The sequence below is a fragment of the Pseudomonas sp. CGJS7 genome (assembly GCF_036961695.1).
The window spans coordinates 71,169-94,095 of sequence record NZ_JBAMDI010000015.1; the positions used below are offsets into that span (position 1 = coordinate 71,169).

General features: G+C 69.1%; 18 protein-coding genes. 13 read left to right on the top strand and 5 right to left on the bottom strand.

The window, feature by feature from the left end; all coding sequences use genetic code 11:
* The first annotated feature begins 206 nt into the window (after nt 1–206).
* Nucleotides 207–1,376: a LysR family transcriptional regulator gene (locus V7787_RS12000; RefSeq protein WP_336088407.1), complete on the top strand. Its 1,170-nt coding sequence runs from the start codon at nt 207–209 to the stop codon at nt 1,374–1,376.
* Between the two features lie 255 nt (nt 1,377–1,631).
* Here V7787_RS12000 and recD read toward each other — a convergent pair whose 3' ends face one another.
* Genes recD through recC form a run of 3 tightly spaced genes read right to left on the bottom strand, consistent with a single transcriptional unit; the run spans nt 1,632 to nt 10,431 of the window.
* Nucleotides 1,632–3,476: an exodeoxyribonuclease V subunit alpha gene (gene recD, locus V7787_RS12005; protein WP_336088408.1), complete on the bottom strand. Its 1,845-nt coding sequence runs from the start codon at nt 3,474–3,476 to the stop codon at nt 1,632–1,634.
* Nucleotides 3,473–7,042 (bottom strand): exodeoxyribonuclease V subunit beta, encoded by a 3,570-nt coding sequence (recB, locus tag V7787_RS12010; RefSeq protein ID WP_336088409.1) that lies wholly within the window; start codon nt 7,040–7,042, stop codon nt 3,473–3,475. The genes recD and recB overlap by 4 nt, the downstream gene beginning before the upstream one ends.
* Nucleotides 7,039–10,431 (bottom strand): exodeoxyribonuclease V subunit gamma, encoded by a 3,393-nt coding sequence (recC, locus tag V7787_RS12015; protein ID WP_336088411.1) that lies wholly within the window; start codon nt 10,429–10,431, stop codon nt 7,039–7,041. The genes recB and recC overlap by 4 nt, the downstream gene beginning before the upstream one ends.
* Nucleotides 10,432–10,867: 436 nt before the next feature.
* Here recC and V7787_RS12020 point away from each other — a divergent pair, with 436 nt between their 5' ends.
* From V7787_RS12020 to V7787_RS12050, 7 genes are all read left to right on the top strand, one after another.
* Entirely contained in the window at nt 10,868–11,656 is a 789-nt protein-coding gene (locus V7787_RS12020; protein WP_336088413.1) for an ABC transporter ATP-binding protein, read from the top strand.
* The gene (locus tag V7787_RS12025) at nt 11,656–12,405 is read left to right on the top strand and encodes an MlaE family lipid ABC transporter permease subunit (protein ID WP_336088414.1); all 750 of its coding nucleotides are present in this window, start codon (nt 11,656–11,658) and stop codon (nt 12,403–12,405) included. The genes V7787_RS12020 and V7787_RS12025 overlap by 1 nt, the downstream gene beginning before the upstream one ends.
* Nucleotides 12,406–12,620: 215 nt before the next feature.
* The gene (mlaD, locus tag V7787_RS12030) at nt 12,621–13,181 is read left to right on the top strand and encodes an outer membrane lipid asymmetry maintenance protein MlaD (RefSeq protein WP_336088416.1); all 561 of its coding nucleotides are present in this window, start codon (nt 12,621–12,623) and stop codon (nt 13,179–13,181) included.
* Nucleotides 13,178–13,840, top strand: a complete 663-nt coding sequence (locus V7787_RS12035; protein WP_336088417.1) for an MlaC/ttg2D family ABC transporter substrate-binding protein — start codon at nt 13,178–13,180, stop codon at nt 13,838–13,840. The genes mlaD and V7787_RS12035 overlap by 4 nt, the downstream gene beginning before the upstream one ends.
* 1 nt (nt 13,841) lies before the next feature.
* Nucleotides 13,842–14,123: an STAS domain-containing protein gene (locus V7787_RS12040; protein WP_336088419.1), complete on the top strand. Its 282-nt coding sequence runs from the start codon at nt 13,842–13,844 to the stop codon at nt 14,121–14,123.
* 119 nt (nt 14,124–14,242) lie between these two features.
* A complete protein-coding gene (locus V7787_RS12045) occupies nt 14,243–15,529 on the top strand; it encodes an MlaA family lipoprotein (RefSeq protein WP_336088421.1) in 1,287 nt (428 codons plus the stop codon).
* A gap of 259 nt (nt 15,530–15,788) precedes the next feature.
* Entirely contained in the window at nt 15,789–16,079 is a 291-nt protein-coding gene (locus tag V7787_RS12050) for a hypothetical protein (RefSeq protein ID WP_336088422.1), read from the top strand.
* Here the strand turns inward: V7787_RS12050 and rmuC are convergent.
* Complete coding sequence (gene rmuC / locus V7787_RS12055; protein WP_336088423.1) at nt 16,076–17,656, bottom strand: DNA recombination protein RmuC; 1,581 nt, start codon at nt 17,654–17,656, stop codon at nt 16,076–16,078. The two genes, V7787_RS12050 and rmuC, sit on opposite strands and share 4 nt — an antisense overlap.
* 410 nt (nt 17,657–18,066) lie before the next feature.
* Between rmuC and V7787_RS12060 the strand changes: the two genes are divergently transcribed.
* From V7787_RS12060 to V7787_RS12075, 4 genes are all read left to right on the top strand, one after another.
* A complete protein-coding gene (locus V7787_RS12060) occupies nt 18,067–18,390 on the top strand; it encodes a hypothetical protein (protein ID WP_336088424.1) in 324 nt (107 codons plus the stop codon).
* Between the two features lie 101 nt (nt 18,391–18,491).
* The gene (locus V7787_RS12065; protein WP_336088425.1) at nt 18,492–19,229 is read left to right on the top strand and encodes a hypothetical protein; all 738 of its coding nucleotides are present in this window, start codon (nt 18,492–18,494) and stop codon (nt 19,227–19,229) included.
* 129 nt (nt 19,230–19,358) lie between these two features.
* Nucleotides 19,359–20,108, top strand: coding sequence for a hypothetical protein (locus tag V7787_RS12070; protein WP_336088427.1), 750 nt, complete (start codon nt 19,359–19,361; stop codon nt 20,106–20,108).
* Nucleotides 20,109–20,124: 16 nt separating this feature from the next.
* Complete coding sequence (locus V7787_RS12075) at nt 20,125–20,361, top strand: hypothetical protein (RefSeq protein WP_336088428.1); 237 nt, start codon at nt 20,125–20,127, stop codon at nt 20,359–20,361.
* A gap of 160 nt (nt 20,362–20,521) precedes the next feature.
* Here V7787_RS12075 and V7787_RS12080 read toward each other — a convergent pair whose 3' ends face one another.
* Nucleotides 20,522–21,691 (bottom strand): class I SAM-dependent rRNA methyltransferase, encoded by a 1,170-nt coding sequence (locus tag V7787_RS12080; RefSeq protein ID WP_336088429.1) that lies wholly within the window; start codon nt 21,689–21,691, stop codon nt 20,522–20,524.
* A gap of 126 nt (nt 21,692–21,817) precedes the next feature.
* Here V7787_RS12080 and V7787_RS12085 point away from each other — a divergent pair, with 126 nt between their 5' ends.
* On the top strand, nt 21,818–22,606 hold the full coding sequence (locus V7787_RS12085) for a rhomboid family intramembrane serine protease (RefSeq protein ID WP_336088430.1): 789 nt from the start codon (nt 21,818–21,820) through the stop codon (nt 22,604–22,606).
* Nucleotides 22,607–22,927: the final 321 nt, after the last annotated feature.

The following is a 22,927-nucleotide window of genomic DNA, read 5'->3' on the forward strand; positions in this document are numbered from 1 at the left end:
GCGAACCAACACCGGCGCGACAGCCCGATTCCGATTCGCCGCCGCAGCTGCCCACGCATTCGCTCGACGCTTCAAATCCGAACTCGGCCGACTACGACACCGCCACACATCGCAATACCGGTATCCCTCGTTTCAGCGCACTCTTCCGCAACCGCGGGCGCGCGCGCCGTCTCTCTATCGATCCACTCTTCAGGAGGCCATCCCCCATGGCTCACGATCTCAACGACACCTTGATCTTCGTGAAGGTGGTCGAAAGCGGCAGCTTCATCGCCGCCGCGCGCGTGCTGCGCCTGCCCAAGACCACGGTCAGCCGCAAGGTGCAGGAACTGGAAACGCGCCTGGGCGCGCAGTTGCTTCATCGCACCACCCGCAAGCTCGGCCTGACCGAAGCGGGCAACATCTATTTCGAGCATTGCCAACGCATCGCCCGCGAGCTGGCCGAAGCCGAAAGCGCGGTCGGCCAATTGCAGGGCGGCCCGCGCGGCTGGCTGCGCATCACCGCGCCGTACTCGGTCGGCATCACCTGGATCGCGCCGCTGCTGGGCGAATTCCACGCCCGCCATCCGGAAGTGCGGGTGGAGATGAACCTCAGCAACGAAACCGTGGACATGATCGACAAGGGCATCGACGTCGCCCTGCGCGTCGGCGACCTGCCCGATTCGAACCTGATCAAGCGGCGCCTGGCGATCTTCCGCACCCAGATCTACGCCAGCCCGAATTACCTGGCCCGCCACGGCGAACCGCTGCACCCCGACGACCTGCGCCATCACCGCACCCTGGCGATGCCCAAGTCGCGCCGCAGCAACAACGAGTACGTGTGGACGCTCAGCGACGGCGAACGCACGGTCGACTACGTGGTCGACCCGGTGATGGTCGCCAACGACCCCGGCCCGCTGCGCGGCGCGCTGCTGTGCGGCGAAGCGCTGATGCTGGCCGCCGACGTCACCGTCAAGGCCTTCGCCGAACAAGGCTACGTCCAGCGCGTGCTGGCCGGCTGGACCGGGCCGGAGTACGAGTTCAATGCGGTGTTCCCGCGCGGGCAGGTGCAATCGCCCAAGGTGCGGGCCTTCGTCGACTTCCTGGTCGAACGGCTGAACTTCGACGCCGACTACATGCAGGTGCTGTGCCCGGACGCCAAGCGCTTCCGCAAGGCCTCGGAAGAAGCCGAAGCCGCCCTCGCCCACGGCCTGGCCAAGGAAGCCGGCGAACCGCGCACGATCGCGGTACCGGTGGTCGAAGCGATCGAGGCCATCGCCGAGGCGGTGGACAACCAGCGGCCGGGTAAGGCGACAAGAGTGGTTGCGGGCAAGCCGGGCGAGGCGGCGCCTTCGCGCAAGGACGATACGCCTAGCGATGAGGATGCGGCGTTGGTTTGAAGCCGGAGCATCCACCTGCGCTGGACGGGGTGGATGTTTCGAACGCTCTCTGCAGGAGCGACGAAGAACTGTCCCCCCGTCATTCCGGCGAAAGCCGGAATCCATTTTGATCTTGCTCTTGCTCGAAGCTCCTGACGGCAACAGCAACAGCAAAGTCAAAATGGATTCCGGCTTTCGCCGGAATGACGGGTGGGGGAGTTTCGAATAACGGGTGGGGAATCTGGTGGTTGCAGGGTATAGCGACAGCGCGGGCGCCTAGCGCTCCGCCAACCGCCACGACAACCCCGACACCCGCGCCGCATGCCGCGACAGCGCCAGCCGCAGCACCGTTTCGCTGCCGGCCAAGTGCAGCTCGCGCTTGGCCCGGGTCATGCCGGTGTAAAGCAACTCGCGCGACAGATGGCGCGCGTCCTGGCGCGGCAGTTGCAGCCAGACGCTGTCGAATTCCGAGCCCTGCGCCTTGTGCACGGTCATCGCGAACGCGCCGCTGTGGGCGGGCAGCGCGGACGGGTGGAACGCGCGCACGCCCTCGCTGCCGCCGGCGAACCACGCCACCGTCGCCGCGCCGGGCAATTCGCCGCCGTCGTCGCCGCGCGCGCGCAGGCACACGCCGATGTCGCCGTTGAACAAGCCGTGGCGGTAGCTGTTTTCGGTAATCAGCAACAAGCGTCCGTGGAAGTACGCCGGCCGATGCACGCCGGCCAAGGCCTCCTCGATCCGCGCATTCAACGGCGCCGCGCCCTGCCCGCCGTCGCGCAGCGCGGTCAGCAGGCGCAGTTGCGCGGCGCGTTGCAGGGCCTGGGCGGGATCGGCGGCGTCGCCGATCGCGCGCCACGCCGGCAACAAGCGCTCGCGCCCGGCGCCGGACAGCGGGTCGTGCACGTCTTCGTGGAAATGCACGCCGCTCAGGCCGCCCTCGCGCAGCAACGCCAACACGGTATCGGCGTCGCCGGCGCGGGTGGCTTCGGCCAGCGGGGCCAGATCCAGGCTGTCGGCCTGGCGGTAACCGCGGCGCAGATGCACGCGGTACGGGCTCAAGGGCATCGGATCGGCGCGCACCGGCAACGGCCCCAGCAAAGGCTGCAGACGCGCGGCCAGCGCCGCCGGTACTCCATCGTCGTCGCCGGCGGCATCGACGATCGCCGCGAGCACGTCGCCGGCTTCCACCGACGGCAGTTGGTCGCGATCGCCGAGCAGAATCAGGCGCGCGCCGTCGGGCACGGCTTCGACCAGCTTGCACATCAGCGGCAGATCGACCATCGAGGCTTCGTCGACGACGATGACGTCGAAGGCCAGGGGATGGCGCGCGTCGTGACGGAAGCGCGGGCTGTCGGGCACGCTGCCGAGCAGGCGGTGCAAGGTGCTGGCCTGGCGCGGCAAGGCTTCGCACCAGGCCGCATCGATGCCGTCGAGCGCGCCCAGCTGTTCGCCGGCCGCGCGCAGGCTTTCGGCCATGCGTTCGGCGGCGCGGCCGGTCGGCGCGGCCAGGGCGATGCGCGGCGGCGCGACGCCGTCGAGCTGCGCCTGCGCGATCAACAACACCAGCAAGCGCGCGATGGTGGTGGTCTTGCCGGTGCCCGGCCCGCCGGTGGCGAGCAACAGCGATTGCAGCAACGCCAACGCCGCCGCGCGCCCCTGGCGGTCGTCGTCGCGCGCTTGCGGAAACAGCGCGGCGAAGATCGGCGCCAGCGCGTCCAGATCGGCCGGCGGCGGCGCGAACGCGGCGATCCGGCGCAGGCCCTGGGCCAGGCGGCGCTCGTATTCGCGATAACGGCGCAGATACAGCAGGCCGCGTTCCAGCACCAGCGGCGCGGCGGCATCGGCGGCCTGCTCGGCGTCGGGCGTGGCGATCCAGCGCGAGTCGGCCAGTTGCGCTAACCACTCATCGCCGTCGGGCCATTCGATCGCCGCTTCGCTGAGCCACTGCGGGCTGCGCGGATCGAACGCGGCATGGCCGCGCGCGATCGCCTGCGAGGCCAGCGCGGCGGCAGCCAGCACCGTGTCGGGAGTGTCGCGATCGAGCCGGCGCAAGGCTTGCGCCAGCGCGTGATCGACCGTGCGCAGTGCGCCTTCGCGGTAGAGCGCGTCGAACAGGCTCATGCCGCCACTCCCTGTCCGGCGAACAAGGCATCGACCGCGTCGACCAGTTCGCGCGCCGGTTTGTCGGCGTGCACGCCGGCGCGCGGGTCCTCGCGGTTCAGGCCGCGGCAGAACAGATAACGCACGCCGCCGAAGTCGCGCGCGTAGTCGTAGCCCTCGCCCAGGCGGAAGCGCAACCAACGGTGCAGGGCGATGGTGTAGATCAGCGATTGCAGGGTGTACTCGCTTTCGTTCATCGCCCGCTCGACCTGGGCGGGGTCGTAGTCGGACAAACGGTTGGTCTTGTAGTCGAGCACGTAATAGCGGCCGTCGACGGCGTAGACCAGGTCGATCTTGCCGGTCATCAAACCTTCCAGACGCCGGCGCAGGCCGAACGCGCGTCGCTCGCGCAGCCAGCCGTGCGCGTGCAGCGTCGCCAGCAACGCGTCCACCGGCACCGATTCCAGCGCGAAGTGGAACTCCATTTCGTTGCGGCGCTCGCGCTCGGGCACGTCGCACAGGCGCGCGCCTTCGGGCAGCGCGGCGGTCAGGGTCATGCCGACCAGTCCGGTCAGCAGCGGCAGGCCGTCGTCGATGTCGGATTCGACATAGCCCTCCGCGCGCATCGCCGCGGCCAGCACCTGCGCGGCCTCGGCCGGCGCGGGTTGTTCGGGTTGCCAGTCGCGCCACGGGCCGAAGTCGACCCGTTCCAAGGCGTTGTGCACGACGTTGCCGAAGCGGCTGCCGGAATAGCGCGCATCGAACGGCGTCAGCGGCGCCGACGCGGTGTCCGGTTCGTCCTCGGCGCCGCGCTCTTCCGGCGCGGCCTGGGCGACGCCGCCGTCTTCGTTGGTGAGCTGAGTGAAGCTGTAGACCCACCAGTCGCGCGGCACCGCGCGGCGGGCTTCGCGCGCGGGCGGGACCGCGCCGGTGGCGATCGGCGGCAGCGGCGACGGCGGCGGCGGCAGCGGTGCGGCGTCGACGACGATGTCGCCTTGGTGGCCGCGCGCGAGCGCATCGACATCGCCGAGCATCGGCCACAGCGGCGAGGACTGGGCGAGGTACAGCGGCCCGGCGGCGATCCACAAGGCGTGGCGCGCGCGGGTCAGGCCGACGTACAGCAAGCGCGCGTCTTCGGCCTGCGCCTCCAGAGCGGAGCGTTCGCGCGCGACGCTCCACTCGGGAATATCGGCGTCCGCGCCGATCGCCTCGGTCTGCAATTGCAACACCCGGCCGTGGTCCGGATCCGGGTATTCGCACCAGCGGCCGCCGCGCGGTTCGCGGCCGATCGCCACGAACGGCAGGAACACCAGTCCGAACTCCAGGCCCTTGCTCTTGTGCAGGGTCAGGATCTGGACCCGATGCGCGTCCGACTCCAAGCGCAGTTGCTGCTTCTCGTCGCTGTCGTCGGCTTCGGCGATGCGCAGGCGCAGCCAATCGCGCAGGCCGTGCAGACCCAGCGAACGCGCGTCGGCCTCCTGCAAGGTTTCGCCGAGCTGCATCAGATTGGTCAGGCGGCGTTCGCCGTCGTTCAAGCCGAGCAGACGCGGCGCGTGTTCGGCGCACAGGTCGGCGATCAGGGCCAGCGCGCCATGGCGCTGCCAGCGCTCGCGCCACAGCAGCGCCTGCGCCTGCCAGCGGGTCTGCTCGTGCTCGTCGCCGGCCAGACGGGCGATGTCCGCGCCGTCCAGGCCGATCAACACCGTCGCCAGCGCCGCACGCAGACGGCCGCCGTCGCCGGGGTGCAGCAAGGCGTCGAGCAAGGTCAGGATGTCCATCGCCTGCTCGGTCGCGAACAAGCTGCGACGGCCGGCGGCGACCGCCGGGATGCCTGCGGCGATCAGGGCCTGCTGGATCCGCGCGGCTTCGTCGTGGCTGCGCACCAGCACGGCGATGTCGGCCGGTTGCACGGCGCGGCCCTGGATGGTGGCGCGGCCTTCGCGCGCATCGCCCAGCCAGGCGTGGATCGCGGCGACGCAGGCGCGCGCGGCGAGTTCGCGCGATTCCGGCGCGCTCCATTCGGCTTTCTTGCGTTCGTCCGAGGGCGGCGGCAGCGCGCGCACGGTCAGCGCCGGCGCGTCGGCGCCATCGCGCTGCAAATCCGCATCGACCACCGCACCGCCGGCCTCGACTTCGCGGAAGCGGATGCGCGGATCGACGAAAGCGGCCTCGCCGGCTTGCGCGTAAAGGGCCGAGACCGCGCGCAACACCGCCGGGCGCGAACGGAAGTTGTGCTCCAGCGGCGGCGCCGGTTCGGCTTGCGCGGCGGCCGACAAATAGGTGTGCACGTCGCCGCCGCGGAAGCCGTAGATCGCCTGCTTGGGATCGCCGATCAGGAACAGCGCGTGCGCGCCGAAGACGCGCTGGAAGATCGCCCACTGGCGCGGGTCGGTGTCCTGGAATTCGTCGACCAAAGCCACCGCGTACTGCGCGCGCAGACGCTGCGCCAAAGCCTCGCCGTGCTCGCCTTGCAAAGCGTCGGCGACCTCGGCGATCAGATCGTCGAAGCTCTGCACCCGGCGGGTGCGCTTGAGCTCGCTCAGACGCGCGCGCGCGGCCTCGCGGACGCGGTGGACCATCGCCACCTGTTGCCCGGCCAGCCATTGCGCGCGTTGTCCGGCGCGGTCCAGGTAGGTCGCCACCGCGTCGAACAAGGGCGAACTCGGCGTCGCCGCTTCCTTGCCTTTGTTGGTCTTGGCCGCCAACGCGGACGGAGTCAGTTTTTCCAGGCGCGGGTCGGGCGCTTGCGCGGGATCGTCGTTGCGGCACCACTGATCCAGCGCCGCCCACAACTCGGCGGGCAAGTTCGCGCGGTAGCTGTTGCCGTTGAGCGTCTTCGCCGCGATCGCCGCGTCCAGGCGCGCCAGCGCGTCCTCGCCGTGCTCGCGGAAACTCGCGCGCAGCGCTTGCCCGGCCTGGAGCAACGCCGGCAGCGGATCGGCCGACAGCGGCGGCGCCGGCGGCAACAACCGCGGCGTGCGCAGCAGCGCGCCCAGATCGGACGCCAACGCGGACGGACCGCCCGGCCATTGCAGCGACAGCAATTCGGCGTCGCCGGTTTCGTTGCCGAACGCGCGCCACAGGTCGACCGCGATCTCATCGATCAACTCGCGTTCGCTGCCGATCATTTCCGGCGCCGCGAACGGCTGCCCGGTTTCCAGCGCATGCTCGCTCAGCACCCGCGCGCAGAAGCCGTGGATGGTGACCACCGCGGCCAGGTCGATCTCGCGCGCCGCGCGTTGCAGGCGCAGGCGCAGCGCCGCGGCGCCTTCGACCTGGCGCTGCGCGTCGACCAACTCGCGGGTGATCGCGCGCTCGGCATCGTCGTCCTGCGCCGGCAAGGCCGGATCGTCGGCGGCGATGCGCGCGGCCAGCAGCAGGCGCCGGCGCAGACGCTCGCGCAGTTCCTGGGTGGCCGCGTCGGTGAAGGTGACGGCGAGAATGTCGCTGACGTTCAAACCGCGCTCGATCACCAGCCGCGCGACCAGGGTGGCGAGGGTATAGGTCTTGCCGGTGCCGGCGCTGGCCTCGATCAGGCGCAGGCCGTCCAGCGGCAGGTCGAGGAACGGGTCGCGGCCGGCGCTCATGCTTCGCCGTCCTCGTCGCGGCCATGCACGACCGCGTCGAATACGCGCTTGGCGATCGCGCGGAATTCTTCGCCAAGCTCCGGATCGGCGAACGGATCGCGCCCGCGCAGCGCCAGCCGCACGCCGGGCGGACTGGCCTCGCCCCAACTGCGCGCGCTGCCGTGCCATTGACCCTCGGCCTTGCCCCAGCCGTCCTTGTTCTGCGCGGCCGCTTCGTACCACAGCCAACCGGCGCGCGGCAGGAACGGCAGCGGCATGCGCAGGCCGTAGTCGCGCAAGCGCAGCAAACCGCGCAGCGCGTTCTTGGCCGCGCGCGGGCTCAGCGGCGGACGCAGATGCGGGCCGGGCCCGTCGGCGGCCTGGGCGAACTGGGCCAGCGGGCGCGGATCGCCGAGTGCGGACAACACCAGCCAATCCAGGCCGTGGGCGATCTGCGAAGGCCCGTGCAAAGTATCGAAGCGCAACCGGGCCAAGCCGCCGGGATACACATCGTCGAGCCGGCCGAGCAGGCGCGCATCGCCCAGGTCGACCTCGAACGGCAACGCCTGCGGCTCGCCGCCGCGCCAGCGCGCGAACGCATCGGCGTAGGGGCGCACTTGCGCCAGCAGCGCATCGAGTTGGCGCCGTCCCAGCGGCCCGCTCGGCAGCAACGCGCGCGCGCGCAACGACGCCTGCAAGCGTTCGCGGTCGATCGCGCCGCCATCGCCGGCTAACAGATCCTCGAACACCGCGCGCTGCAATTGCTGGCGGAACAAGCCCGGGCCCGGCAGCACCAGCGGTTCGACATCCTCAGCCTCATCGGCTTCTTGCGGCAGTTTCAGGCCCAGGCGTTGGCGCAGGAACGCGCTGGGCGGATCGCGCAGGAAACCGCGCAAGTCCTGGTAGTCGATAACGCCCGTCTCATCGGCTTCGGCCTGCGCCTGCGGCGGCAGCGGATCGCGCAGCCACGGCCCCGGTTCGCCGCGCAATGCGCGCGCGCCGGCCTCGACCGCCGGCCGCCATTCGCCGCGATAACTGAAACGGCGCGGCTCGCCTTCGCCTTGCGCGTCGGCGCTGGCGCCGAACGCGGCCGGCGCGAACGGCTGCAAGGGTTCGCGCACGGTGAATTGCGCGCGCACCCGCGCCGGGTCGGCGTGATAGCGGGCGATGGTGTCGAGCAGTTCCGAAACCAGGCTGGAGGGTTCGCGCTGACTGCCGTCGCGCGGATCGGCGCCGAGGTAGCTCAGATAGAACGTGTCCGAGGCGGCGGCGAACAACTGCAGGAACAAGAAGCGGTCGTCGTCGCGCAAGGAGCGGTCGCCGTGGCGGCGCGCGGCGGTGCCCAGTTCGGCGGCCAGACGGTTGAGGCCGCCGGCGGGATCGCGGCGCGGGTAGTCGCCGTCGTTCATGCCGAGCAGGCAGATCGCGCGGAACGGAATCAGCCGCATCGGCACCATCCGGCCGAAGCTGACCCCGCCGGTGAGCAGCGGCGCGCGGGTGTCGGCCTCGGCCAGGGCGGCGCGGAAATGCGCGCGCACCACCTCCGGCGGTACGGTGCCGTCGAAGCCAGCGCGGAGGGAATCGGCGGCGAAGCTTTCGATCAGCGTGCGCAAGCGTTCCAAGGTGCGTTGATCGGCGGCCTCGCGCGGGCGCTCGGGCAGCAGCGCGCGCAGCAGGCCGAGCAGGCGGTCGGCCCATTGCGCCGGGCTCAGGTCCGCGGCGAGCCCGCGCTCGAAACGCGCCAGCACCCGCAGCAGGCGGATCAACGCATCCAGCGCGTCGAGCGAGGCGCCTTCGAGTTCGGAGTAAGGCGCGATGCCGGCGACCGTATCGGCCGCCGCGCCGTCGTCGCCGCCCATGGCGTGACCGATCAGCAAGCGGTCCAGCGCAAAGGCCCAGGTGTAGGCGTCGTCGCCGGGCGCGTCGTGGCGGCTGCGGTGGGCCGCGTCGATGCCCCAGCGCGCGCCGGCATCGCCCAGCCATACGCGCAGGCGCTCCAGGCCGGCGCTGTCCAGGCCGGCTTGATCGGCGATCGCCGGGGTCGCCAGCAAGTCGAGAATTTCGCTCAGGCCGAAACGCGACACCGGCAGGGCGAGCAGGCGCAGGAACACTTCGGCCAGCGGTTCGGCGGCGAGCGGGCTGACGTCGGCCAAGGCGTAGGGGATGAAGCCCGGCCGGCCCGACAGACCGCCGAACACCGCGGCGATGTGCGGCGCGTACGGATCGATGTCGGGCGCCAGCACCGCGATCTCGCGCGGTTGCAGCGGCGGATCGAAACGGCGGCCCTCGGGCGAATCGCGGTCGAGCAAGGCCTGCAGTTGATCGTGCAGCACCTGCACTTCGCGCAGGCGGGTGTGGCAGGCGTGGACTTGCACGCTGGCATCGGTGCGATCGAGCGACTGGCGCCACGGCACTGCGGGCAGCGCGCGCCGGTGCAGCAGATCGCGTTGCAGACGCTGCAGCAGGCTGTCGCGCGAGGGATCGTCGTGGCGGCTGTCTTCCGGATCGGCGTACGCGGCGATCTCGCCGGAGGGATGCACCACTTCATAACCGCCCAGCACCGCCATGAAATCGCGGCCGGCCGCGCCCCAGGCTTGCAGCAGCGGGTTGTCGTCTTCGCCGAACGCAGCCGCTTCGCCCTGGCGCAGGCGCTCGGCCAGGCTGCCCAGATCGCCCCAGTATTTGCGCGTCGGCGTGGGCAGATAGAAATGCAGGCTGCCGGCCAGGGCCTGGGTGGCGATCACCCGCAGCACGTCGGGCGAGATATTGAGCGTGGCGAAGGCGAACACGCGCGGCGGCAGCCCGCGCGGCGGCGCGCTGTCGTCGGCGCCGAAGCGGCGCAGGTAGTCGTCGATCCGGCGCGCGCGGTAGCGGCGGCCGGCGGCGACGCGGCGCCACAGCGCGGCCTGGGCGTCGTTGCGATCGCGACCGGCGTCCCAGGCCAGCAGCCAATCGCGACGCCAGGCTTGGTATTTTTCGAACAGCGAGGCCAGTTCGCCCGACAGCGACCAGGCCTTGATCGGATCGTCGCCGTCCAGGTACGCCCGCAGCGGCGCCAACGCCGGCTCGCGCAGCGCCGCGGGTTGCGACAGGTTGGCGTAGACGCGCCAGCGCAGCGCGGCCGCGTCCAGATCGTCCTCGCGCGCGGCCTCGCCGTCGGCTTCGTTGGCGTCGAGCGCGCGCTGGACGAATTCGCCGGGGGTGAGGAATTCCAGATTGGCGGCGATGCCGTGCGCCTGGGCCAGGGTGGCTTGCAGCCAGCGCCGCATCGCCACTTGCGGGATCAACACCGTGTCCGGCGCCAGCAGCGCCTGCCCGGGCGCGGGCGTGCGCAGTTCCTGCGCCAGCAATCCGGCCAGCACGTCCAGCGCATTGGAATGGTAGAGACGGAAATCGGGGCGCGCGGGCATTCGGACATCTTGCCGTATGCGCGCGGTGGGTGCCGGGGTGTGGTGTGGCGGAAGCAAGAGCAAATCCCCCCTGCCCCCCTTTTTCAAAGGGGGGAACGCGTCTTTGGGGGAGTGCGCGCGCATCGTGTGGGCGCGTGGCTTGGTGTGGCCGAAGCCACGCAGCCACAAGATCGCCTCGCAACTCCCACCAGCGTTCCCCCCTTTGAAAAAGGGGGGCCAGGGGGGATTTGCTTTTGCTCCCACCAGCCACCGAACTTAAACCCGCTTTAATCGCCCCCCACCACACTCGTCCCAGCCACCGCCCCGCACAACCAAGCCAAGGCCGCTAAGCTGCGACAATGCCCCACGCTCCCACCCTGTTCAGCCTCGCTGCGCCAAGCTGCGCCGTTTTGCAGCTTCCGCTTCCCCGCTGGTCCCGCACCGGATGCCTTCCCGCATGACGACGCCATCGCCCATCGTCCGCTTGACCGACCTGCGCCTGGACCGCGGCGGCCGCAGCGTGCTGCGCGGAATCAATCTGTCGGTGCCGCGCGGCAGCATCGTCGCCGTGCTCGGCCCGTCCGGCAGCGGCAAGTCCACCTTGTTGTCGGCGCTGACCGGCGAGCTGGCGCCGGCCGCGGGCAAGGTCGAGGTGTTCGGCCAACAGGTGCCGCAGAACCAACGCGAACTGCTCGAGCTGCGCAAAGGCATCGGCGTGCTGCTGCAAGGCAACGGCCTGCTGACCGACCTGACCGCGGCCGAAAACGTGGCCCTGCCCCTGCGCGCCCACACCAAGCTGCCGCCGGCGGTGATCCGCCGCCTGGTGCTGATGAAACTGCACGCGGTCGGCCTGAGCGCGGCCGCCGACGCGTTCCCGCGCGAGCTCTCCGGCGGCATGGCCCGCCGGGTCGCGCTGGCGCGCGCGCTAGCGCTGGACCCGCCGCTGATGATCTACGACGAACCGCTGACCGGCCTGGACCCGATTGCCTCGGGCGTGGTCATGAGCCTGGTCCGCCGGCTCAACGACACCCTCGGCCTGACCAGCATCGTGGTCACCCACCACGTCCACGAAACCCTGCCGGTGGCCGACCACGCCATCGTCATCGCCAACGGCGGCATCGTGTTTTCGGGCACGCCGGTCGAACTGGAACACAGCAGCGACCCGCTGGTTCGCCAATTCCTGCGCGGCGAGCCCGACGGCCCGATCGGCTTCGACGCCGCGCCGCGCACCTCGGAGGCCGCCTGATGCCCTTCATTGAAGCGACCCGCTCGCTGGGCCGCGCCGGCCTGTTCTCGCTGTCGGTGCTGCGGTCGTCCAAGCCGACGATGGACCTGTTCCGCGAGCTGATCCGCGAAATCTACAAGATCGGCGCACGTTCGCTGCCGATCATCGCCGTTGGTGGCGCGTTCGTCGGACTTTCGGTGACTCTGCTGGGCTACCGCGCACTCGATACTTACGGCGCGGCCAACCAGGTCAGCGCGATGCTCGGTCTGGGCCTGTACCGCGAACTCGGCCCGGTGCTGACCGCGCTGCTGTTCATCGGCCGCGCCGGCAGCTCGATCGCCGCCGAATTGGGCCTGATGCGCGCCACCGACCAGATCACCGCGCTCGGCCTGATGGCGATCGACCCGGTCGGCAAGGCGGTGGCGCCGCGGTTCTGGTCGGCGGTGCTGTGCGTGCCGCTGCTGACCGGCTTCTTCTGCAGCTTCGCCATCGCCGCCAGCTACTTCGAGTCGGTGCACGTGATCGGCCTGGAGGCCGGCACGTTCTGGCAGGTGCTCAAGGACAGCGTGGATTTCCACAACGACTTTTTGATGGCGTTCGTGAAGTCGGCGGTGTTCGGCGGGACCGCGGCGCTGGTCGCGGCCTACGTCGGTTTCCATGCCGAACCGACCATCGAAGGCACCTCGGTGGCGACCACCCGCGCGGTGGTCAACGCTTCGTTGCTGGTGCTGATGTTCAACTTCGTGATGTCGGCGTTTTTGTTCAAGTAACCCTGCTGTTCCCTTCTCCCGCTTGCGGGAGAAGGTGCCCGAAGGGCGGATGAGGGCCCGAGTGAGGTCGAACCGCGAAATCCGCGCGCCCTCACCCCAACCCCTCTCCCGCTCCGCGGGAGAGGGGCTTCAGATTCGCGACACGCTTACCGTTCCAGACATACCGTTCCCACAGCCGCGTTGATCCGCGCGGGCTTTATCCCCAAGGTGATGCCATGTCCGTCCGCAGTCCCCGTATCGAATTCGCCGTCGGCGCGTTCTTGCTGCTCGCCCTGGCTTCGCTGCTGGTGTTGGCGATCGCCTCCACCAACGGCAAGTTCGGCTTCGGCGGCGACAGCTATCAGGTCACGGCCAAGTTCACCACCATCGGTGCGCTGCGGCCGAACGCGCCGATCAAGATCGGCGGCGTCACCGTCGGCCAGGTCTCGGACATTTCGCTGGATCCCAAGAGCTTCCGCTCGGTGGTGACCCTGTCGATCTACAACCGCTACAACAACCTGTCCGCCGACACCTCCGCCGGCATCTTCACCAGCGGCCTGCTCGGCGAAAGCTATATCGGCCTGGGCCCGGGCGGCGATCCGGACACGCTCAAGCCCGGCGATGAGATCTACCTGACCCAACCGGCCGTCGACCTGATCCAACTGGTCGGCAAGTACATGTTCAGCGGCGGTGGCGCACAAGGCGGCAACAGCGGCGGCGCCGCCAAGCCGGCCGACGCCGACGTCCCCGACTACCTCAAGGGCGAAGCCGCCCCCTCCGACGAGAGCAAGAAATGAAGCGCATCCTGACCGCCACCCTCCTCGCCTCGGCGCTGATCGCCGGCGCGCCCTCCCTGGCCCTGGCCCAGGCCACCGCCGCTCCGGGCCAGGCCACGCCGGCCGCCGGTTCGCCCAGCGCGATGGTGCTGAGCAACAGCACCCGGATCCTGTCGACCCTGGAATCGCGCCGCGCCGAGTTCAGCAAGAACCGCGCCGCGCTCAGCGAGTTCATCACCACCGAATTCAACACGGTGTTCGACCGCGACTACGCCGCGCGCCTGGTCCTGGGCACCCACGGCCGCGGCGCCGCCGACAGCGACGTCAAGCTGTTCGCCGACGCCCTCACCGGCAGCCTGATGCAGCGCTACGGCTCGGCCCTGCTCGACTTCAACACCCGCCTGCAGGTCCGGATCAAGTCCGAGACGCCGCTGCGCGGTGGCGCCATCGTAAAAGTCTCCAGCGAGTTCCTGCGCCAGGGCGGCGAGCCGATTCCGGTCGACTACCTGCTGCGCAAGAACGGCGCGCAGTGGAAGGTGTTCGACGTGATGGTGGAAGGCGTCAGCTTCGTGCAGACCTTCCGCAATCAGTTCGACACCCCGCTGAGCCAGAAGTCGATCGCCCAGGTCGCCGCCGACATCAAGGCCGGCAAGCTGCAGGCGCAGGCGAGCGGCAACTGAGATGAGCGCCGCGAGCGTGCGCAAGGACGGTGAGGCGTTGCTGTTCGCCGGCGCGCTGGATCGCGCCGCGGTCGCCGCGCTGTGGCCGCAGGCGCGCGCGCTGACCGCCGGCGTGCGCCGGTTCGACCTGAGCCAGGTCGAATCGGTCGACAGCGCCGGTCTGGCGCTGCTGGCCGAACTGGCCACGCAGGCGCCCGGCGTGGCCGTGACCGGCGATCCCGCCGGTCTGGCCGAGCTGCGCGCGGCCTACCGGCTCGATGCCTCGCTCGGTTTCGGCAGCTGACGCCGTTGACCCACCCTCACGGCGACCGCCGTCGCATAACCCCGATCGTTGCGGTCGCCGACGCCCACGGACGTGAACTGGCCGCCCCCACCGTTGTCCTGGAAGACTAGACTGCAACCATGCGCCCCCACGCACTCCCCTTAGCGCTGGCCCTGGCCCTGACCGCGCTGCATTCCGTTCCGGCCCTCGCCTTCGAGGCGACCCCGGCTCCCGCGACAGCGCTGCAACCGGCGCAGGCCGATGCGGCCCAAGCCGCAATCGTCGCCGAACCGCTGGCGATCGAGACCGTGCCGACGGCGAACGCCGCCGAGCCGCTCGAATCGACCCAGCTCGCGGTGCAGACCGATTCGGCCGTGGCCCTGGCCGCGGCTGGCGTGCACACCGACGCAGAACCGCTCAGCGCGGCGCCGATCCAGGCCGCGCCGGCCGACACCGTCGCCGCGACCGAGCAGGAAGCGACCGCGCTCGACGTCACCCAGACCCTCGACGGCCTGGCCCTGAGCCCGCTGTCGCTGGACTACGCCCTGGCCCAGATCGATCCCGCCTCGGCCCCGCCCAGCAGCGGCACGGTCGATCCGACCGCCACGCCCGACCCGCGCACCGACGCCGAACGCGATTTCGACGACATCTACGGCGTGCAGAGCTACGACCCGGTCGCCGATCCCACCCTGCCGGCCCCGGCCAACGTGCCCGGCGCCTACGACCCGTGGGAGAAGTACAACCGCCGCATGCACCGCTTCAACCTCGCGGTGGATCGCGGCGTCGCCCGGCCGCTGGCGCGCGCGTACTCGAAAGTCGTGCCGCGTCCGATCCGTCTGGGCGTGAGCAACTTCTTCAACAACCTCGGCCAGCCGGTGTCGATCCTCAACGCGCTGCTGCAGGGTAAGCCCAAGCAGGCGCTGCAGTCGTTCGGCCGTTTCGCCCTCAACACCACCCTGGGCATCGGCGGCATTTTCGATCCGGCCACCGCGGCCAAGCTGCCCAACCGCAGCGAAGACTTCGGCCAGACCCTGGGCGTGTGGGGCTGGAAGCGCTCGCGCTACGTCGAGCTGCCGTTCTTCGGCCCGCGCACCGTGCGCGACACCTTCGGCATGGTCGGCGACGCGCCGCTGAGCCCGCTGCGCCAGATCGAACGCGACCGCATCCGCATCCCGCTGCAGGGCCTGCAACTGGTCGACGTGCGCGCGCAGCTGCTTCCGCTGGACAGCCTGCGCGACGGCGCCGAGGACGAGTACGCCCTGGTCCGCGACTCCTGGACCCAGCGCCGCGATTACCAGATCTTCGGCGACCGCATGGAAAAGAACGGCGAAACCCAGCTGCCGGAGTATCTGCAGGACGACAGCAACCCGAGCGTGCCGGCCGATGCGATGCCGATGATGCCGACCGACGGCACCGGCGTGCGCTGATCGCGCGCGGCCCCGTCAGGCAACCCCAGACACGAACGGCCCGGACGCGAGTCCGGGCCGTTTTGTTTGTCGCGCACAATCGCTAGGATGCTCTGGCGCAGCGCGCATCCACGCCCGCTACGCCAACGCAAGGACTGCGCATGAAGGCATCGACCGGGATCGGGCGAACATCGAAGGCAAAACTGCCGCCCAGCTGCGGCCACGCGGACGGCCGGCGTCGCGCCGGACTCGCTAGCGGACCGCAAGCACGGAGCGGCCGATGAAAGGGCTCGATCCGCTGGTCGAACGCCGCCTCTGGAACGTCACCCTGGCGTTCATCGCCTTCGCCCTGTACATCGCCGCGGGCCTGGCATGGTTCGGCCCGTACACGCGTCGCGAGAACATCAGCACCTGGATCGGTGCGTTCTTCATGCTGGCGATGGTTTATGAAATCGGCCTGAAAATCTATTTGAGCGGCCGTCGCAAAACCGCCGTGGCGGCGTTTCTGCTGCCGGGGTTGTTGTTGCTGATCGGCTCGGCGGCGCGGGCGATCCACGCGCTGTTCTACTAGCTCGCCGGATCCTGCGCGCGCTCGGCTTGCTCCGGCGCCGGCAACCCCGCGGCGCCTTCGATCGGCGCCGGCCCGTCGGGAGCCAGATCGTCCGCACTGTCCTCATCGGCCGACAACTCCACCAACTTCGCCGGCAAGGCCTTGTTCGGCTTCACGCCCATGTCGCGCAGCATCTCGGCCTGACGGATCACGTTGCCGCGGCCGCGCGCCAGCTTGTCGCGCGCGGCCTCGAAACTGGTTTGGGCGAGCTGCAACTGCGCGCCGGCCTTGTCCAGATCGGCCACGAACGCCGCCAACTTGTCGTACAGCGCCGCGCCGCGCTTGGCGATTTCCTGCGCGTTGCGGTTCTGCGCCTCTTGCCGCCACAGGTGCGCGACCGTGCGCAGCACGAACAGCAACGTCGACGGGCTCACCACCAGCACGTTGCGCTGCCAGCCGTCCATAAACAGGTTGCGGTCGTGGGTCACCGCCAACATGAAGGCCGGCTCCACCGGCACGAACATCAGCACGAAATCCAGCGAACGCAGGCCGTACAGATCCTGGTAGCGCTTCTCCGAGAGCCCGCGCATGTGCTGCCGCACCGATTCGACATGACGCTTGAGCGCGCGCCCGCGCACTTCATCGTCTTCGGCGCTGGCGAACTCCTCGTACGCGGTCAGCGAGACCTTGGAGTCGATCACCAGGTGGCGATCCTCGGGCAAGTGCACGGTCACGTCCGGCCGGCGTTCGCCGTCCTCGGTGCCGTGACTCTCCTGCACGTCGTATTCCTCGCCCTTGCGCAGGCCGGCCGATTCCAGCACCCGCTCCAGGATCAACTCGCCCCAGGCGCCCTGGGCCTTGCTCGACCCCTTGAGCGCGGTGGTGAGGTTCTTGGCGTCCTCGCTGAGCGACTGATTCAAGGCCATCAACTGCCGCACCTGCTCGCCCAGCGCGGTGCGGTCGCGGGTTTCGTTGTCGTAGACGGTTTCGACCTTGGCCTGGAATTCGGCGAGCTTGAGCTGCAGCGGGTCGAGCAGCTGGCCCAGGTGGCTGCGGTTCTGTTCGGTGAAGCGCTTGCTCTTTTCTTCCAGGATTTCGTTGGCCAGGTTCTTGAACTGGCTGCTGAGTTCGTCGCGCACGTCCTTGAGCTGGGCGATCTTTTCCTGCGCCTGGCCGCGCTCGGCTTCGAGCTGGGTGTGCAGGCGGCCGGCCTCGACCGTGCGCCGGCTCAACTCGGCGGCGACCGCATCGCGCTCGCGTTCGAGTTGTTCGAATTCCAGGCGCAGGCGTTGCAGCGCTTGCTGTTCTTTGTCCAGTTCCGCGCCGGTACGGCCGATGCTTTCGCGCAGCAGACCGCTGTCGCGCTGCAACTGATTGCGCAGCGCCTCGGCCTCGTCCAGGCGCGCGAGCAATTCGGGAATGCGCGCGCTGCGCTCGAGCAATTGCGCGCGCTCGGTGTTGGCCGCGTTCAATTGCGCGCCCAGCTCCGCCCGCGCCGCTTCCAGCGCGCGCGCCGAACTCGCTCGCGCCAGCAACCAGGCGAGCGCGGCGCCGATCAGCGCGAAAACCAGGGCGATCACAACAACGGTCGGCGACATCGAAGACTCAGGGAACGTGCGGAAGAAAGGCCGTTCCGTGGCCGGACGCCCGGATCAGGCGCTGGGAAGACGAACACGGATCGCGTGCCTAGTCTAAGCGTCCAGTCTAAGCGGGTGAGTCTCAGGCCCTGAGACGGGCGCCCGCGGGCGCCGACGGGTGCGGCGAACGCGGCAACGCTGCGCACACACCGCTCCTACCCGCACCTGCCGTCATCCCCGCGAAGGCGGGGATCCAGGGCTTCATCCAGACCGCCCTTCCAACCGCCCAGCAAAGGGCGATGCCGGTCACAAAAGACCATAAGACCACCCCCACCGAGTTCCATACGGCACAGGATCGGTCGCGGCGACTGTGCCAATCTTGCTCAATCAACCGCCCGGCGCTCGCCGGAGCGCGCGCAAGGAACGCAGCCATGAACCTGCAAGATCCCAGGCTCTACGCCGACCCGCGCGGCGTCTGGCGCGACGACGGCGCCGGCCGCGTCCACGGCATCCGCTGGCACGACATCGACGGCATCGACGGCTATGCGATCGACGCGATCGACCGCAAGCTGGTATTCGTCGAACTCGGCACCGCCGCCGGCGAGCGCCTGGAGCTGCGTACCGATTGGCCCGGCTATCGCGAAGTCGCCACCGCCTTGAGCGTGCACTTGCCTGGTCTGGACGTGGAAGCGCTGCGCCGGCTCGAGCAGGCGCGGCCGGAGGATCCGCCGGCGGTGTTGTGGTGGAAGGATTGAGCCCAGCCCTGATCGACCCGCATCGCTCCGGCGTATTGCCAGCCGCGCGACCGGCCGCCTAGGCTGCGAGAACCCACTCGGGCCACCAAGGACTGCCGGCCGTGAATTCATCGTCTTCCCGATCCTCGAATGAGGACGCTCGCGGCCGCGATGCTCGTGCACCCTCATTGCGCAGGTCGCTGTTGTTCGCCGCGTGCATCGCATTGTCGGCATCGCTTGCGGTCGCGGTCACGGCGTTGAAACCCAATGGATTGAAATCCGATTCGTTCGCCGAATCCACCGGGCCGGCGCGTGTGGCGACGGCCGCCGAACAGCGCGCGATATTGATCGCGGTCGTCGAGCACCGGCAACCCGAGTGGTTCCCGAGATCGGATGCCCGCGGGGCACCGCTTCACTTCTCTCTTGAGGACGTCACCGTGGCGGTTTGCGCCAACCCGAGGCGAAGCCAGAAGCGCTGTAGGGAGGTACCGCCGCAATCGGCCGAAACTCTGAGAGGCGTGGGCAGCTTGTCCAACGTGCTGGTCGACGCCTTGCCGCGCTTCAATGCCGGGCAACAACCACTGGACAACCAGAATGTGCCCGGCATCCTCCCGATAGACCATCGACGCGTCGCGGCGATCTCGGGTATCGACTTCTGGCCGGAGTTCCACAAAACCTTCCCACAATCCGCCGGCATACTCCGGATCAGTCGAGCCGTCGTCTCCTCGCGCGGCGATCACGCATTGATGTATGTAGCCAGGTCCTATGGAAATTTGGGCGGTGAAGGCGGACTGGAATTGCTCGAACTACGGCAAGGACGATGGAGAGTCATCGGTCACGTCGGTTTGTGGATGAGCTAAGCGCTTCGGTTGAAACCAAAAATGCGACTCAACCCGGATCGAGCCGCAACGGCCCATGCGTTCGCCAGCCGCGCGCACGGCCGTCCAGGCAGCTGGGACCCCACTCGGGCCAACTAAGGAGTGCCGGCCATGAATTCTCCGTCTTCCTCGAACCAGGACGTCCGCAGTCGCGATCCTCGCGGCCCGTCGCTGCGAAGATCGCTGTGGTTCGCCGCATGCATCGCATTGTCGGCATCGCTTGCCGTCGCGGTCTCATTGAAGCTCGATGCATTCGCTGCATTCGCCGCAACCATCGGATCGCCGCGCGCGGCGACGGACGCGGAACAACGCGCGATTCTGATCGCGGCTGTCGAACATCTGCAGTCCGCCGACCGGGCGCAATACTTCGGCGCTAATGCAGAACAGCGCGACATCATCCTCGAAAACGCCACGGTCGCCATCTGCGCCGAGCGTGAGCAAAGCCGGCGACGCTGCAGCGAATTGCCATCGGGGCCGGACGAAGCCTCCGAAACTCACGATCTGATCGACCGCCGTCTGGCCACGAAGCTGATCGGTGCGTTGCGGGACGTCAATCTCGCGCGCCAACCGCTGGACAATCGGTCGATTCCCAACACCGTTCCGGTCGACCGCGAGCGCGTAGCGGCCATGTTCACGTCGATGAGTTTTTGGCAGGACCTGCAGCGCGAATACCCGCAAGCCGACGGCATTCTTCGGATCGGCCGGCCGGTGATATCGGCGCGTGGCGACCGGGCGTTGCTGTATGTCGAGACGCATTCCCGCCTGTCGGGCATACACTCGCAGATGGAACTGTTCGAGCTGCGGAAAGGGCGCTGGAAGTACGTCGGCGTTGTTGGTTATAGCCTACAGATCATCAGCTGAAAGGCCAGGCCGACCGATGCGACTGATCGACCAACGCGACTGGGCCTGGACCCTGTACGCCGACGGCGAGCGACGCTATCTGTCGGTGCTGTGCGGGACGATCGCGATGTACGAGCTCACCCTGGAACTCGATGCCGGCGAACGCGCGCGGATCGGCGAGCCGGGATTTTTGGATGGGTTGGCGCGCGAGGTGTCGTATCGGCCGGACAGTTACAAGCCGCGGCATGTGGCGGGGTTTCAAGCGCCGACGTAAACCCCACCCCGCACCGCAATCAGCCCCCTCTCCCGCTTGCGGGAGAGGGTTGGGGTGAGGGCAGCTCAAGCTCGCGACGAATTTCAACGCAAGCACGCGCCTTCGGCGCGCCCTCACCCTAGCCCTCTCCCGCAAGCGGGAGAGGGGACTTACAACCAACTCAGTCGAGAACGCGGCAAAACACCGCCTTCAAATACCGCGACTCCGGCACCTGCGCCAGCCACGGATGATCCGCGCCCGCGCCGGACACCTTCAACACCTGCACCGTGCGCCCGGCGTAGAACGCGGCGCGGCGCAGCATGTCCAGGAACTGGTCCTCGCTGACCAGACCGGTGCACGAGAACGTGGCGAACAAACCGCCCGGTTTGACCACGCTCAGCGCCAGCTTGTTCATGTCCAGGTACTTCTTCAGCGCGGCGATCACCTGCTCGCGGTCGCGGGTCATCTTGGCCGGATCCAGGATCACCACGTCGAAGCGCTCGCCCGAGTTACCCATGTCGCGCAGGTACGGGAAGATGTCGGCCTGGACGAACTTGACGCTGGCGCCGTTGAGCTTGGCGTTGCCCTTGGCGATGTTGATCACGTCCGCGTCGATGTCCACGCCGATCACTTCCTCGGCGCCGCGGACCTTGGCGTAGACGCCGAAACCGCCGGTGTTGCAGCACAGGTCCAGCACCCGCTTGCCGGCGACCTGCTGCGACAGCCATTCGCGGTTCTCGCGCTGGTCGGCGAAGAAACCGGTCTTGTGCGCGCCGGCCGGATCGGCGCGGAACTTGACCCCGTATTCGGTGATGGTCGCCGGCGGCACCGCCTCGGTGCCGCGGAAATCGAAGCTCTCCTGCTTCTGCACGTGTTCGTCGGCGAAGGCGTAGAAGCGGCAACCGGGGAACTGCGCGCGCAGCGCGTCGTAGATCCATTCGCGGTGGCGGAACGCGCCGGCGCTGAAGTATTCGACCACCAGCAGATCGCCGTAACGGTCGACCACCAGGCCGCTGATGCCGTCGCCTTCGCTGTGCACCACCCGCCAGGCGTCGCTGACTTCATCGAGCTTGAGCACATCGCGGCGCAGCGAGACGGCCGCGGCGATCTTGCGCGCGAACCAGTCGGCGTCGACTTCGATGTCGGGGTCGTTTTCCAGCATGCGCAGGGCGATGCGCGAATGGCCGTTGTAGAAGCCACGGCCGATCCACACCCCGTCCACGCCGACCACGTTGACGATGGCGCCGGGCTTGGGGCGTTGGGCCGGCTTGTCGACCAGCCGCTGGAAGATCCAGGGGTGGGTGGATTTCCAGGCGTTCTTGAGGCGTACGGTGGGGATTTCGGTAGTCATCCGGACATTCTACCGGGGCCGGGCGCCGGGGCCGGCGCTCGACCGGCGTCTCAGTCCCGCCGGCGGGACAAAGAAGCCCAGCCGGTCCGGCTTGTTTTGCCCGCCCAGGGTGCCAATCTGATTCGTATGCACCTGCCCACCGACGCCCCGATCCCCGACACCCCGGCCCAGCGCAAAGCCGACCGCGCGCGGCTGATCCGGGCCCTCAACGCGAGCCTGGCGTTCGTGCTGTTGCTGGTGGCGGTGTTCAGCGCCCAGGGCAGCTTCAACGTGCCCGCCTTCACGGTGCAGCCGTGGTCGGCCGAAGGCCTGATCGGGCTGCTGACTGCGCCGCTGCTGCACGGCTCGGTCGAGCACCTGGCCGCCAACGCCACCTCGCTGCTGTTGCTGGGCACCCTGGCCGGCGCGGTCTACCCCAAGGCCACGATCCGCGCCCTGCCGCTGATGTGGTTGGGCTCGGGCCTGGGCGCGTGGCTGCTCGGCGACCCCGGCAGCCACCACCTGGGCGCCAGCGGCGTGACCCACGGCCTGATGTTCCTGGTCATGACCCTGGGCCTGCTGCGCCGCGACCGCGCCTCCATCGCCGCCGCGTTCATCGCCTTCCTGCTCTACGGCGGCATGCTGCTGACGGTGCTGCCGCGCGAAGTCGGCGTGTCCTGGCAATCGCACCTGGGCGGCGCGGTGGCCGGCGTCGTCGGCGCGTTCCTGTTCAAACTCAGCGACCCGCTGCCGCCGCGCAAGCGCTACAGCTGGGAAGACGAAGAAGACGCCGAGATGGTGCCGCTCAACGACGAACTCGAACCGCCCAGCCCGCGCCAGGTGCCGGTGCTGTGGAACCGTCCGGATCCGCGCGATGTGCAGACCGGGGTGGTGTTGCGGTTTCCGGGACGCGATGAAGATCGGCCGGGATCGTAAGCGCTCGCCTCCCGGATCCTCGCGCCCGCCCTCTCGCGCCCGCACCCCGCACCCCGCACCCTCCCCACCGTCATTCCGGCGAAAGCCGGAATCCATTTTGACTTTGCCTTTGCTCGATCCGCATGAGCATCGAGCAACAGCAAAATGGATTCCGGCTTTCGCCGGAATGACGGGGCGGGAGAGTTCCGGCCTACGTCCAACTTTCGCCGGAATAACGGGATGGGAGCGTTCCGGCCTACGTCCGGCTTTCGCCGAAACGACGGGATGGGAAAATCCCGGCCTGCGTGGCGAATCACCCACAGATCGGAACAGATCCGGCCC